Below are 14,475 nucleotides of genomic sequence, written 5' to 3'. Positions count from 1 at the left end.
CGGATGGTCAGCGCCGGCTGGTCAGCGCGTCAGCGCCACCACTGGACCGCCTTCTCGGCGTTGATGATGCCCGCGCCGTAGAAGCCGTTGTCGTCCACGCCGCCCTCGCAGGTGGCCTTGTAGTTGCCGGTGTTGCCCGGGTTGTAGACGCCGGTCGGGCAGGCGTGGGACTCGGCCTGGTTGGTGAGCAGCTCGGTCAGCTCGTCCGGGCTGGCCCACGGGAAGGTGCTGGCGAGCAGCGCGACCACGCCGGTGACGTGCGGGGCGGCCATCGAGGTGCCCTGCATGTACCCGTACTTGCCGCCCGGGATGGTCGACAGGATGCGACCGTTCTTGTCCGGGGTGTCCGGGATCTGGTAGCGGGCGTCACCGCCCGGCGCGGCGACGGTGACGACGCCCTTGCCGTAGCTGGAGTAGTACGACTTGTCGCCGTTGACACCGACCGCGGAGACCGCGACCACGCCGGGCAGCTCGGTCGGCAGCGACAGGCAGTCGTTGGTGATCGGACGGGTGGTCTTGGTGGTGTCGTCCGGGCTGGAGACGTCGACGGTCTTGTGGGCCAGGTCGATGTTCTCGTTACCGGCGGCGGCGACGTTCAGGACGCCCTTGCGCTGCGAGAAGGCGACGGCCTTGCGGATCGCGTCCGAGATCGCGGCCTGGTCCTTGTCGTTCGGGCAGTTGAACATCCACGGGTCGACGTAGTAGCTGTTGTTCGTCACCTTGAAGCCGTGCTCGCCGGCCCAGACGAAGCCGCAGACCGCGTTCTCCGGGTAGATGAAGCCACCGTCGTCGACGACCTTGACCGCGGCCAGCTTCACGTTCGGGGCGATGCCGACGATGCCCTTGCCGTTCTTGGCGGCGGCGATGGTGCCGGCGACGTGGGTGCCGTGGTCGCTGGTGGTCGGCTGCCAGGCCTTCCAGTCGGTGTTCGTCTTGCCGTCGATGCAGGAGACCGACTGCGAGGCGTCCACGTTGGCGGCCAGGTCCTCGTGGGTGGCGTCGATGCCGGAGTCCAGCACGCCGACGGTGACGTTGCGGCTGCCGAGCGAGATCTTGTGCGCCTTGTCGACGCCGATCTGGCGCATGTCCCACTGGTTGGGCTCGTACGGCTCCTGGCCGTCGGCAGCGGCGGCGGCACCGGTCGGCGCCTCGGCGACCTCGGCCTTGCCCTGGTCGGCGGCGAGGATGCCCTTGGTGCGGCTGGCGCCGACGGAGTCGACGCCCTTGGCCAGGCGCAGCTTCTCCGCGAACTTGGTGTCGTTGGAGCGGGCGACGATGACGCCGACCTGCTCGTAGGACTGGACCACGGTGCCGCCGAGGGCGGTGACGGCCTTCTCCACCTTCTGCACCTGGCCGTGGTTGGCCTTGGTGTTGACGACGTAGCTGAGCAGCGGACCGGTCGTCGAGTCGCCGGTGGGCGCCGCGACGGCGGTGCCGGCCGGGAGCGCGAGGGCTCCGGCGGTGGCGAGCACGAGGCCCACTGCCGCGTAGCGGGTCCGGCTGATCCGAGGAACTCTCATTGGGGTTGGCCCTCCCGAGTCGTCATCCGGCAGCTGCGGTGTGGCAGGTGCGCTGGGATGACCGGGACGTTAATGAATATTCGCTGATAAGCGCAAGAGGTAGTCATCTAATCGTCACATCTTGACCAACAGCGAAGGTTAGCCATCCATCGGCCAGCAAGGGCAACAGAGTTGAAGATTGTTAAAAAGTGATGGTTCGCCGACGACGCGACCGACCTTGGCATGTGCGCGAAAACATGCCCGTCCGCTCAGCCGAGCCGGTACAATCGACGGGCGTTGTCGACGGCCACCAGTTGCGCCAGCCGCCGTGCGTCCGGGGCCGAACAGGCGCCCGCCGCTTGCCAGTCGGCGAGGAGCATGCCCAGTCCGTACCGGAACTGTGCGGCACCCACCACGAACAGTTCGGGAAGTCCGTAGGCGTCGGTGGAGAACAGCAGTTTTCCGAACGGCACCAGTTCCAGCATCTCGCCGAGCACCGCCGCCACCCGCGGCCCGGTGTACGAGGCCGTCAGTCCGAGATCCGTGTAGACCGTCGGAAAGGCCTGGGCCAGCCAGCCGGCCTGCCGGTGGTACGGATAGCCGTGCAGCAGCACCAGCGGGACGCCGCTCGGCTCGGCGGCGCGGACGAAGTCCGTCAGCAGCGACGGGTCGGCGCGGTGCAGGGTGAGGTCGGGATCGCCGAAGCCGGTGTGGAGTTGTAGCGGCAGGCGCAGCTCGGCGCAGACGTCCACGGCCGTCCGGAGCAGGTGGTGCAGCAGCACCGGATCGGCCAGTCGGCCGCGGCCGCCGCGCAGCCAGGCCCCGGCGGCGGCCACCACGGCCGAGCGGGTGGGCCGTTCGGCCGGGGCGGCCAGGCCGTGCCGGTAGGCGAGCACCGACTTGACCGCGACGGCATCGGCGGCGGCGGCCGCCAACGCCTCGCCGACGGCCCGGGGCCAGTCCTCGGCGCCGGCCGACACCGTCTCGGCCACCGACTCCAGCCGGACCACCTCGCGCACCACCGCGCCGGTGGCCCCGGCGAGTTCGGTCAGCGGCAACAGCGCGCGGCCCGCGGCGGCCGTCAGCCCGGTGTCCACCAGGCAGGTGTCCAGCCCGGCGGCCGCCAGCAGCCGGCGGGTGGACTCGGCGGCGCCCAGCTCGCGCCGCCGGGCCAGGTAGTCGGCCGCCGGGGCGTGCGCGGGCAGGCCGAGCACCGGCGGGCACCAGCGCCGTACGGCCAGGCCGATCGCGCTGTCGAAGGGTGAACAGCCGGGCGCGGGCGGGCGGTCGGACTCGGTGAGCAGCCCGGCCAGGGCGTCGTCGTCGAGCTCGGCCGCCACCACGCTGTGGCAGTGGTGGTCGACCAGCGCCCCGACAGCCGGCGCCCCGATGTCCGGCGCCCCGATGCCCGGTGCTGTGGCCTCCGGCCGGGCCACTGCTCAGTACCGCCAGCGCGTCGCCGCGATCAGCTCCTCGGGACCGACGGCCGCGTACTGCTCGGCCTCGGCCCGCCGCACCGCCGCCACCGCCTGGTGCAGCGGCTCGCCGAGCGCCTCGCGCAGCACCGCCGAGCGCTCGTACGCGGCGAGCGCCTCGGTCGGGCCCTGCGGCAGCCGGGGCACCGTGCCCGGCTCGGCGGCGGCCGGATCGCCGGTGAACTCCGGCGGCAGGGCGCGGCGTTCGGCCAGCCCGGCGAAGCCGGCGGCGAGCACCGCGCCGACCGCGAGGTACGGGTTGGCGCTCGCGTCGAAGCACTTGACCTCGGCGTTGGCGGCGGAGGCGCGCTCCCCGGTGGAGCCGGTGACCAGGCGCAGCGCGGCCTCCCGGTTCTCCAGGCCCCAGCACTGGTACGCCCCGGCCCAGTGCTGGGGCACCAGCCGCAGGTACCCGGCCGGGCTGGAGCAGCCCAGCACCAGGAGTTCGGGCAGGGCCTGGAGCACCCCGGCGAGGAAGCCCTCGGCCTCGGCCGTCAGCCCGTGCGGGCCGGAGCCGCCGTGCCCGAGGTTGCGGCCGTCCCGCCAGAGGCTGAGGTGGAGGTGCCCGCCGTTGCCGACCCCGTCCGGCTCGACCACGGGGGCGAAGGACACCCGCAGGCCGTGCCGGGCGGAGACGGCGCGGACGGTGTGCCGGACCAGGACGGAGGTGTCGGCGGCACCGACCGGGCCCTCGGGGGCGACCGAGACCTCGAACTGGCCCGGGGAGTACTCGGGGTGGATCTGCAGCACGCTCAGCCCCTGCTCGCCGAGGGCGCGCAGGACGTCCCGCAGGTAGTCGGAGAGGTCGGTGAGCCGGTGCATGCCGTACGCGGGGCCGTGCGTGGGGTACTGCGGCGGCTCGTTCGGGGGCCCCGCCACGGCGACCACCCACTCGACCTCGATGCCGGCCTTGAGGCTCAGCCCGCGGGCGGCGGCCGCGGCCTCCATCCGGCGGGCGAACAGCCGTTGGCAGCCCGGGTGCGGGCCGCCGGCCTGGGTGTGGCGGTCCCCCGGGGCCCAGGCCCAGCCGGGCTGGGCGGCCAGCGGGACGATCCGGTCGAGGTCGGGGTAGAGCCGGAGGTCCCCGGTGGGGCCACCGATCAGCGGGCTGGTGGTGATGGCGTCGTCGGCGAGGAAGACGTCGAAGCAGGGCGCGGTGCCGACGCCCCACTGGGACGCGTGCACCAGGCCGTCGAGCGGTACGGCCTTGACCCGGGTGATGCCGGCGTTGTCCACCCAGGTGACGGCGACCGCCTCGACGGCGGCGGTGCGCAGTCGGTCGACGGCCCACTGGGCCCGCTCGGCGCGCTCGGCCCGCGGGGGCAGCGCGACGGCCGCCGCGAGGGCGGCGGGACCGAGCGGGCCGACCGGGTCGGCGGCCTGGGATGCGGTGACGGTGCTCATGCCGCCATGCTGCCCCGCGGACCGGGGGCCGGTAACTCCCCTGTCGGGTGGAACGAACGGACGCTTGTCCGCCCATTCACCCGTTCGAGGCGAAGCGGGCCACCAACTCCCCCGCGGTGATCCGCTCCAGGGCGTCCGGTGCGGCGTCCAGCGGCCCCGGGTAGAGCCGGTACAGCGTGCCGCTCGCCCCGGCCGGGGCGGACGGGTCGGCGTGCACCAGGGCGGTGAACGCCCGGGTGCCGGCCAGGCGTTCGGCGATCAGCCGGGCGGTGTCGTCCGGCGGCTGCTCGGTCCGGTGGTCGCTCTCGTACCGCCCGCGCACCCGCTCGGCGAAGGACTCCAGCGGTTCGTCCGCTCCCCGGCGGTAGCGGCCGAGCCCGCGGCCGGTCCGGTCGCGCACCCACACCTCGTCGCTGCCGGCCGCGGCGAGGGCGCAGCCGAGGTCCCACAGGGTGGCCCGGGTGCCGGAGGCGAAGTGGGTCAGCACCGCGTCGGCGAGCGAGCCGATCTCGGCCTGATGGCGGGCGACGTTGTGGAACCCGGCACCGGCACCGACGTTGAGGTCGGTCCAGGTGTAGTTGCGGGCCTGGAGGTCGACGATCATCGGCAGGCAGATCCTGGCGTCCCCGGCGAGGTCCAGCCGCTGGCGCACGCTCCGGGGGTGGAAGCTGCCGCCACGGTTGCGGGCCGCCTCGGAGGGCGTCAGGGTCATGAAGCCCGCGAAGGCCTCGGTGAGGTCCTCGAAGGGGACGTCGTTGTAACTGAACACCACCACCACGGCGTACCGGGCGCCGGCCTTGCCCAGGGCGGTCAGGTCGAGGTCGACGAACTCGGTGGCGCCGTGCGGCGGCGGGGCGGTGGTGAAGTCGCCGGAGTGGACGGCGGCTCGCGGCCCGGTGACCAGCCGGGTGTAGTCGCACAGGCCGGCGAACCGCCACTCCTCGTCGTAGAAGGCGACCGACAGGTCGAGGTCGACCCGCTGGTTCACCTGCTGCATCCAGTGCACGAACAGCCGCAGGTGCTGCCCGTCCGGGAGCCGCTGCACGCTGCCGCGCGGCACCGCGACCAGGGTCTTGGCGCTGGCGCGCTCGGCGAACGGGACGACCAGGTCGGCCAGTCCGGCGTCCAGCACGGCCACCTCGTAGCGCCCGGCCGCGCGCGCCGACCGCTCGGCCCGGCACAGCAGTTCGGCCTCGATCAGGGCGCAGACCGGGGCGCTCAGGGCGGCCGGGACGGGCGTGCCCCAGTCGTGGCGGGCGTGCGCGGAGGCGACCCGGCCGCGCGGGAAGTACAGCCGCTGCTCGCCGCGTTCGCGCGGGGCGCGCAGCCGCCCGTACGCGCCGAGCAGCGGACCGGGGGCGACGGCGCGCAGGGCCCCGGGCAGTGCCTCGGCGAGTTCGACGGGCAGCGGCTCGCCCGGGAACCAGCCGGCGTGCACCCGCAGCAGGTGGTGGAGGCGGCGCACCAGCTCGCCCGGGCGGCGGGCCAGCAGCCGGACGGCGGCCGGCAGGTCGCCCTGCGCGAGGGCGTGTTCGACCCGGGCGGCGAAGGTCTCCACGACCAGCCGGGTGTGGCCGCCGGGCGTCTCGCGCACTCGCAGCGGGGCCGGGGCCTCGCGCAGTTCCGGGCCGAGGCCGTGCAGGTCGAGGTCGCTCTGCCGGACGACGGCGAAGGCGGCGGCCGCGTACGGGAAGCGGGCGCGGTGCTCGTACGGGTGGAGCAGTTCGCCGGCCCGCAGCCAGGCGGCGCGGTGCCGGCGCAGGTCCTCGGCGAGGGTGCCGACCGGGAGCGCGTCCAGGACGGCGAGGAGTTCGCGGCGCAGCGGGCGGGGCAGGTTGCGCAGCCGCAGCTTGCGGGCGGTCTCCGGCAGCAGGTCGGGCTCGGCGCCGGACCAGGCCCAGATCAGCCGCAGCACGTCGGTGGCGGTGGTGAGGTGGGCGTCGAGGAGCGGGCGGGTGCGCTCGGGGTCGCGGCGCAGCAGGGTGGCCAGCACGGTGGCGCGGCTCTCCCGGACGGGGATCTCGGCGGGCAGCCAGGCGGCCGGGTCGGCGGGGGCGTGGTCGAGCAGCAGCGCGAGCTCCTCGCGGTCCTGCGGGCTCAGCGGGGTGTGGCGGGCGAGCAGGGTGGCCAGCGCGGCGCCGGCGAGCTCGGCCGTGTCGTCGGAGCCGGCCAGGCGCAGCGGCCGCAGCGTGCTGCCGGGCTGGAGGACGCGGGCGGCGTGGCGGGCGGCCCGGGTGTCGAGCGACAGGTAGCGCTTGCCCTCCAACGGGGTGCGGCAGAGCGGGCAGTGGCGGTCGCCGCCGTCCTCCGGCACCTCCGCGTAGCAGTCGCCGCAGAGCAGGTGGGCGCACGGCGCCAGCGCGCCGATCCCGGCCTCCAGGCTGCTGCGCTCGCAGACGGCGCAGAGCTGGCTCGCCTGGCAGAGCAGGTAGCCGCGGATCGTCGCGGAGTAGGAGGCGTGCGCGTGCGAGGGCACGCCCTCGGGGAAGGTGCGGAACAGCGGCTGGTGGCTGCGGTCGGCGCCGAGCAGCGCGTCGATCTGCGACAGCAGTCGGGTGCCGGCGGCGGACAGGTCCAGCGGGCGCAGTCGGCCGAGGGCGGCGCGCAGGTCGCGGGTCAGCACGTAGCCGCGCTGCACCAGGTCGGCTTCCAGCGCCACGAGCCCCTGGGCGGACCAGGGCAGCGGTTCCCCGGGGGCGGCGCCGGGTGCGACCGGAACCGTCCCGTGACGGCGCAGCAAGTAGGCGTCCAGCCCGTTCCCGGGCTCCACGACGCTCGGCTTCTTCACTTCTCTGTCCCCCGCTGGATATGACGAAGCGGGGGCGGAGAGTGGGCGCGCTCGGGTCATTTTGGAGATGAGGAGAAGGAAGCACGCCGCGGAGCCGCCCCCGCGCCGATCACTCTAGCGAGAGCGGGTGCGGGAGCCGAACGGTTTTCCGCTCCCGCCCCCTTCCTACCGGCCAGTAGCTTCGCTACAGTGGCCGGACGCACCACCGCCGGGCTTCGGGAGCCGCACCGGCGGCAGGTCGCGGTCGTCGTGTCTTCGGCGCCCGCACGGTGCCTTCACCGGTCGGTGCCGCGAACCGCGGCGGACCGGGTTCCTCCCCTCGTATCAGCGCCGCTTCCTTCACCTTCGAGCGCCTGAGTACCACGGCACACCCCGCAGTTCGGCCGGAGCGGACCGGCCGCTGCCCGGGTCTGCCGGAACCCCGTCATCCCCCCGAGCCCCCGCGCGTGGACCCTCCTCCGGCGGCGGCCGCCCCCGTCGTCGTCGACGGGCGCGGCGGCCCGCCCGCCGGAGCACGCGCGGGCCCTTTCATGACATAGGAGTCAGGACTGATGGAGCGTCCCTTCCCCACCGTGGCCGTCGTCGGCCTCGGAACGATGGGTGCCGGCGTCGCGGTGGCGGTCGCCCGGAGCGGCCGCCGGGTGATCGGCATCGAGGCCTCCGAGGACTCGGCCGCCCGGGCACTGGCCCGGATCGAGGAGGCGACCGCGCACGCGGTCGACCGGGAGCGGATCACCGCCGAGGAGCGCACCGCGCTGCTGGCCCGGATCTCGGTCGGGCACGCGCTGACGGCCGCCGCCGAGGCGGACCTGGTGATCGAGGAGGTCCCCGAGCAGCTGGAGCTGAAGCGGGAGGTCTTCGCCGAGTTGGACCGGATCTGTCCGGAGGGCACGGTGCTGGCCACCGGTACCACCGCGCTGTCGGTGACCCGGATCGCCGCCGCGACCGCCCGCCCGGAGCGGGTGCTCGGCCTGCACTTCTTCAACCCGGTGCACACCATGAAGCTGGTCGAGGTGGTCCGCACCGTGCTGACCTCCCCGCAGACCGCCGAGGACGCCGCCGCCTTCGCCCGCGACCTGGGCAAGGAACCGGTGGCGGCCGGCGACCGGGCCGGTTTCGTGGTGAACGGCCTGCTGTTCGCGTACCTGAACCAGGCCGCCTCGATGTACGAGTCCAAGTACGCCTCCCGGGAGGACATCGACGCCGCGATGCGGCTCGGCTGCGGCCTGCCGATGGGCCCGCTGGCGCTGCTCGACCTGATCGGCGTCGACACCGCGCGCACCGTGCTGGAGGCGATGTACGAGCAGTCCCGCGACCGGCTGCACGCGCCCGCGCCGATCCTCGGCCAGCTGGTCTCGGCCGGGCTGCTGGGCCGCAAGTCCGGGCGCGGCTTCTACACCTACGAGGCGCCGGGCTCGTCCAGGGCCGTGGACGCGGCGACCGGCCCGGCCCGGCCGAAGGTGCCCGGCCGCACGGTGCGCACGGTCGGCGTCTGCGGCTCGGGCACGATGGCCACCGGCATCGCCGAGGTGTTCGCCAAGGCCGGGCACCCGGTGCTGCTGGCCGCCCGCAGCCAGGAGAAGGCCGAGCGGGCGAAGGCGCAGCTGGCGAAGTCGCTGGAGCGCTCGGTCGCCAAGGGCCGGCTGACCGCGGAGCAGCGGGACGCCGCGCTGGCGCTGGTCACCCCGGTCGGCCAGTACTCCGAACTGGCCGAGGTGGACCTGGTGGTCGAGGCGGTCGCCGAGGACCTGGCGGTCAAGCGGGAGCTGTTCGCCGCCCTGGACAAGATCGTCCGCCCGGGCGCGGTGCTCGCCACCACCACCTCCTCGCTGCCGGTGATCAGCTGCGCCACCGCCACCTCGCGGCCGCAGGACGTGATCGGCATGCACTTCTTCAACCCGGCGCCGGCCATGAAGCTGGTCGAGGTCGTCTCCACCGTGCTGACCGCCCCGGACGTCACGGCGACGGTGCTGGAGCTGACCGCGAAGGTGCGCAAGCACCCGGTGGAGTGCGGCGACCGGGCCGGCTTCATCGTCAACGCCCTGCTGTTCCCGTACCTGAACGACGCGGTGCGGATGCTCCAGGAGCACTACGCGACGGTGGACGACATCGACACCGCGATGAAGCTCGGCTGCGGCTACCCGATGGGCCCGTTCGAGCTGCTGGACGTGGTCGGCCTGGACGTCTCGCTGACCATCGAGCAGGTGCTGCACCAGGAGTTCCGCGAGCCGGGCCTGGCCGCGGCGCCGCTGCTGGAGCACCTGGTCGCGGCCGGCTGCCTGGGCCGCAAGACCGGCCGCGGCTTCCGCGACCACGCGCGCCGGTGACCACGTCACGGGCCGGGGGCGGCCGACTGCCCGACGCGGGGGCGGCGGCGTACGGGGCCGTGCCGCCCGGCACCGGCGCGGCCCACGGCAACGGCACCGCCCCGTACGGCTCCGGGGCGGACGGCCGCGCCGGCCGGCCCCCGGGGGCGGTGTCCGCCCGCTGGCCCAGACCGGCGGTGACCGGCCCGGTCACGCCGGTGCGCCGGGGAAGGGCCGCGGACGCGCCACCCGGGCCGTGTAGCGTTCCGGACATGGATCGGGTTCAGTCAGCCACCCCGCAGCACTCCGCCGGACCGCGCGGCACCGAACGGACGGCCGGCCCGTCCGGGAGCACCGGGACGGAGGCCGGGCCGGGCAGCCGCCGGGCGGCGGCGCAGCGCCAGCAGATGCGCCAGGACCTGGCCGCGGCCGCGATGGAGCTGTTCGCCTCGCAGGGCTACGAGGAGACGACGGTCGACCAGATCGCGGCGGCCGCCGGGGTCGCCCGGCGCACCTTCTTCCGGTACTTCCGGTCGAAGGAGGAGGCGATCTTCCCCGACCACGACGACACCCTGGTCCGGGTGGCCGACCTGCTGGCCAGCGCCGAGCCGGAGGAGCACCCGCTGGACGTGGTCTGCCGCGGCATCAAGGAGGTGCTGCGGATGTACGCCTCCACCCCGGGGGTGTCGGTCGCGCGGTACCAGTTGATCCGTCAGGTCCCGGCGCTGCGCGAGCGCGAGATCGCGGTGGTGGCCCGGTACGAGCGGCTGTTCACCCGGTACCTGCTGGGCCGCTTCGACACCGGCGAGTCCATCCCGTCGGGCTGGCAGCGCGGCGGCGAGGACGACTCGATGCTGGCCGAGGTGTCGGCGGCGGCGGTGGTCGCGGCGCACAACCACGTGCTGCGGCGCTGGCTGCGGGCGGGCGGGCGGGGTGACGTGGAGGCGCAGCTGGACCACTCCTTCGAGGTGATCCGGCGGACCTTCTGGGCGGCCAGCGCCCCGGGTGCCAGACGCCGGGGGTCACTGGTGGCACCGGGTGCCAGTGGGATGCCGGAGGACGTCGTGGCGGAGAGCGCACTGAGTGCCAGCCCTGGAGGTGAGGTGCTCATCACAGTCGCCCGGACGGACGCTCCACTGGACGTCGTGGTGGACAGCATCCGGGCCGCGCTGAGCGGCGCCCGGGACCACTGAGGCAGTAGAAACAGCAGGTCAGAGGCATATCGAGGGCCCGCACCGATCCGTCGGCGCGGGCCCTCGGCGTACCCGCACCACGCGCGTTCCGGACCCTTCCAGAGCGTCGGAATTCCTGACACCCGGTGTCTTTACGAGTGGCACAGGGTGCCACTACCTTGTTACTCACCAGTCGCGGCGCCGCGGCTCCCCACCTCGGCGCGCCGTCGTCCGGCGTTCCCACACCCCGGGAGCAGTGCCAGACCAGCAGTGCAGATCCCCGCAGTGCCAGCCCCGCCCGGACCACCACCGGGCGACCGCCTGACCGCCAACCACCCACCTCAGCGAAGCCGGTGTCCGCTCCCGGCTCCCCCAGACGCCCTGTGACCCTCACACAGGTACGCCTTCGGAGGCAGCCATGCAGGAAATCCTCGACGCGATCCTCAACCCCGACACCACGTCGGCCGACTTCGCGGCGATCAAGCTCCCCGAGTCCTACCGGGCGGTCACGCTCCACAAGGACGAGGAGCAGATGTTCGCGGGCCTCGACAGCCGCGACAAGGACCCCCGCAAGTCCCTTCACCTCGACGAGGTCGCCCTGCCGGAGCTCGGCCCCGGCGAGGCCCTGGTCGCCGTCATGGCCAGCTCGGTGAACTACAACACCGTGTGGAGCTCGATCTTCGAACCGGTCTCCACCTTCGGGTTCCTGGAGCGCTACGGCCGGCTGTCGCCGCTCACCAGGCGCCACGACCTGCCGTACCACGTGCTCGGCTCCGACCTCGCGGGCGTGGTGCTGCGCACCGGCGCCGGGGTCAACGCCTGGAAGCCCGGTGACGAGGTCGTCGCCCACTGCCTGTCCGTCGAGCTGGAGTCCCCGGACGGCCACAACGACACGATGATGGACCCGGAGCAGCGCATCTGGGGCTTCGAGACCAACTTCGGCGGCCTGGCCCAGCTCGCCCTGGTGAAGACCAACCAGCTGCTGCCCAAGCCGAAGCACCTCTCCTGGGAGGAGGCCGCCTCCCCCGGCCTGGTCAACTCCACCGCCTACCGCCAGCTGGTGTCGCGCAACGGCGCCGGCATGAAGCAGGGCGACAACGTGCTGATCTGGGGCGCCAGCGGCGGCCTCGGCTCGTACGCCACCCAGTACGCGCTGGCCGGCGGCGCCACCCCGATCTGCGTGGTCTCCAACGACCAGAAGGCCGAGATCTGCCGCGCCATGGGCGCCGAGGCGATCATCGACCGCTCCGCCGAGGGCTACCGGTTCTGGAAGGACGAGAACAACCAGGACCCGCGCGAGTGGAAGCGCCTGGGCGCGAAGATCCGCGAGTTCACCGGCGGCGAGGACGTCGACATCGTCTTCGAGCACCCGGGCCGGGAGACCTTCGGCGCCTCGGTGTACGTCACCCGCAAGGGCGGCACCATCGTCACCTGCGCCTCCACCTCCGGCTACATGCACCAGTACGACAACCGCTACCTGTGGATGTCGCTCAAGCGGATCGTCGGCTCGCACTTCGCCAACTACCGCGAGGCCTTCGAGGCCAACCGCCTGGTCGCCAAGGGCAGGATCCACCCGACCCTGTCCAAGGTCTACTCCCTGGAGGAGACCGGCCAGGCCGCCCTCGACGTGCACCACAACAAGCACCAGGGCAAGGTCGGCGTGCTCTGCCTGGCCCCCGAGGAGGGCCTGGGCGTGCGCGACCACGAACTGCGCGCCAAGCACCTGCCCGCCATCAACCGCTTCCGTAACGTCTGAGACAGGTCCGATGACTGAGCCCCAGAAGCGCGACCGCCCCTGGCTGATGCGCACCTACGCCGGCCACTCCACCGCGAGCGACTCCAACGCGCTCTACCGGCGGAACCTGGCGAAGGGCCAGACCGGCCTGTCCGTCGCCTTCGACCTGCCGACCCAGACGGGCTACGACTCGGACCACATCCTCGCCCGCGGCGAGGTGGGCCGGGTCGGCGTCCCGGTCGGCCACGTCGGCGACATGCGCACCCTGTTCGACGGCATCCCGCTCGAACAGACCAACACCTCCATGACGATCAACGCCACCGCGATGTGGCTGCTGGCGCTCTACCAGGTGGTCGCCGAGGAGCAGGGCGCCGACATCGCCAAGCTCACCGGCACCACCCAGAACGACATCGTGAAGGAGTACCTGTCGCGCGGGACGCACGTCTTCCCGCCCGGCCCGTCGGTGCGCCTGATCACCGACATGATCGCCTACACGGTCGGCAACATCCCCAAGTGGAACCCGATCAACATCTGCAGCTACCACCTCCAGGAGGCCGGGGCCACGCCCGTCCAGGAGATCGCGTACGCGATGTGCACCGCCATCTCGGTGCTCGACGCCGTCCGCGACTCCGGGCAGGTGCCCGCCGAGCGGATGGGCGACGTGGTCGCCCGGATCTCCTTCTTCGTCAACGCCGGCGTGCGCTTCGTCGAGGAGATGTGCAAGATGCGCGCCTTCGCCCTGCTCTGGGAGAAGGTCACGCTGGAGCGCTACGGGGTCACCGACCCCAAGCAGCGCCGCTTCCGCTACGGCGTCCAGGTCAACTCGCTCGGGCTGACCGAGGCCCAGCCGGAGAACAACGTCCAGCGGATCGTCCTGGAGATGCTGGCCGTCACCCTCTCCAAGGACGCCCGCGCCCGGGCCGTCCAACTCCCGGCCTGGAACGAGGCGTTGGGGCTGCCGCGGCCGTGGGACCAGCAGTGGTCGCTGCGGATCCAGCAGGTGCTGGCCTACGAGTCGGACCTGCTGGAGTACGGCGACATCTTCAACGGCTCCGAGGTGATCGAGGCCAAGACCGCGGCGCTGCTGGCCGGCGCCGAGGCGGAGATCGCCAAGGTGATGGAAATGGGCGGGGTGATCCCGGCTGTCGAGTCCGGCTACCTGAAGTCCAACCTGGTCGCCTCGCACGCCGCCCGCCGGGCCCGGATCGAGTCCGGCGAGGACAAGATCATCGGGGTGAACTGCTTCGACACCACCGAGCCCAGCCCGCTCACCGCCGACCTCGACACCGCGATCATGGTCGTCGACCCGGCCTCCGAGCAGTCCGTGCTCGCCGCCCTGGAGGCCTGGCGCGGCGCCCGCGACGAGGCCGCCGCCCAGGAGGCGCTGGCCGAGCTCAAGGCCGTCGCCGCCACCGAGGCCAACCTGATGCCGGCCACCCTCGCCTGCGCCCGGGCCGGGGTCACCACCGGCGAGTGGTCCTTCGCCCTGCGCGAGGTGTTCGGCGAGTACCGCGCCCCCACCGGCGTGGGCGGCGCGCCCGTCGCGGTCGCCGCCGAGCCGGGCGGGGAGCTCGAGCAGGTCCGCGCCGCCGTCGCCGCCACCGCCGAGGAGCTGGGCGCCGGCAAGCTGCGCCTGCTGGTCGGCAAGCCCGGCCTGGACGGGCACTCCAACGGCGCCGAGCAGATCGCCGTACGGGCCCGCGACGCCGGGTTCGAGGTGGTCTACCAGGGCATCCGGCTCACCCCGGAGCAGATCGTCTCCGCCGCCGTGGCGGAGGACGTGCACTGCGTGGGCCTGTCCATCCTGTCCGGCGCGCACACCGAGCTGGTGCCCGACGTCCTGAAGCGGCTGCGCCGCGCCGGGGTGGAGGATGTCCCGGTGATCGTGGGTGGCATCATCCCGGCAGCGGACGGCGAGGCCCTCAAGGCCGCCGGCGTCGCCGCCGTGTTCACCCCGAAGGACTTCGGCATCACCACCATCATCGGCCGGATCGTGGACGAGATCCGGCTGGCCAACCGGCTCCAGCCGTGGACGTCCGCACCGACCGCGGCCACGAACTGACCAGCTGACCAGCTGACCACTGGGAAGGAACGAA

The 14,475-nt window shown here is 73.4% G+C and carries 8 protein-coding genes; 4 read left to right on the top strand and 4 right to left on the bottom strand.

Features of this window, described 5'->3' with window-relative positions:
- Positions 1–29: 29 nt before the first annotated feature.
- The 4 genes from ABTY61_RS22185 to ABTY61_RS22170 form a co-directional block, all read right to left on the bottom strand.
- Complete coding sequence (locus tag ABTY61_RS22185) at positions 30–1,520, bottom strand: S8 family peptidase (RefSeq protein WP_350506753.1); 1,491 nt, start codon at positions 1,518–1,520, stop codon at positions 30–32.
- Positions 1,521–1,768: 248 nt separating this feature from the next.
- Positions 1,769–2,935 carry an amidohydrolase family protein gene (locus ABTY61_RS22180; RefSeq protein ID WP_350506752.1) on the bottom strand — a complete coding sequence of 389 codons (1,167 nt, stop codon included), beginning with the start codon at positions 2,933–2,935 and terminating at the stop codon, positions 1,769–1,771.
- A gap of 3 nt (positions 2,936–2,938) precedes the next feature.
- Positions 2,939–4,378: a type I glutamate--ammonia ligase gene (locus ABTY61_RS22175; protein WP_350506751.1), complete on the bottom strand. Its 1,440-nt coding sequence runs from the start codon at positions 4,376–4,378 to the stop codon at positions 2,939–2,941.
- A gap of 76 nt (positions 4,379–4,454) precedes the next feature.
- Complete coding sequence (locus ABTY61_RS22170) at positions 4,455–7,166, bottom strand: MXAN_6230/SCO0854 family RING domain-containing protein (RefSeq protein ID WP_350506750.1); 2,712 nt, start codon at positions 7,164–7,166, stop codon at positions 4,455–4,457.
- A 551-nt stretch (positions 7,167–7,717) separates the two neighbouring features.
- On the opposite strand from ABTY61_RS22170, the gene ABTY61_RS22165 reads away from it, so the two are divergent.
- The 4 genes from ABTY61_RS22165 (at position 7,718) to ABTY61_RS22150 (ending at position 14,441) form a co-directional block, all read left to right on the top strand.
- Complete coding sequence (locus ABTY61_RS22165; RefSeq protein WP_350506749.1) at positions 7,718–9,493, top strand: 3-hydroxyacyl-CoA dehydrogenase family protein; 1,776 nt, start codon at positions 7,718–7,720, stop codon at positions 9,491–9,493.
- Positions 9,494–9,744: 251 nt separating this feature from the next.
- A complete protein-coding gene (locus tag ABTY61_RS22160; RefSeq protein WP_350506748.1) occupies positions 9,745–10,665 on the top strand; it encodes a TetR family transcriptional regulator in 921 nt (306 codons plus the stop codon).
- A gap of 397 nt (positions 10,666–11,062) precedes the next feature.
- Complete coding sequence (gene ccrA / locus ABTY61_RS22155; RefSeq protein ID WP_350506747.1) at positions 11,063–12,400, top strand: crotonyl-CoA carboxylase/reductase; 1,338 nt, start codon at positions 11,063–11,065, stop codon at positions 12,398–12,400.
- A 10-nt stretch (positions 12,401–12,410) separates the two neighbouring features.
- Positions 12,411–14,441, top strand: coding sequence for an ethylmalonyl-CoA mutase (locus ABTY61_RS22150; RefSeq protein ID WP_350506746.1), 2,031 nt, complete (start codon positions 12,411–12,413; stop codon positions 14,439–14,441).
- Positions 14,442–14,475: the final 34 nt, after the last annotated feature.

Source organism: Kitasatospora sp. NPDC096128 (assembly GCF_040303105.1).
Taxonomy (GTDB): Bacteria; Actinomycetota; Actinomycetes; order Streptomycetales; family Streptomycetaceae; genus Kitasatospora.
Note: the sequence above shows the minus strand (reverse complement) of the source record. Positions and strands in the feature narration are given on the sequence as shown.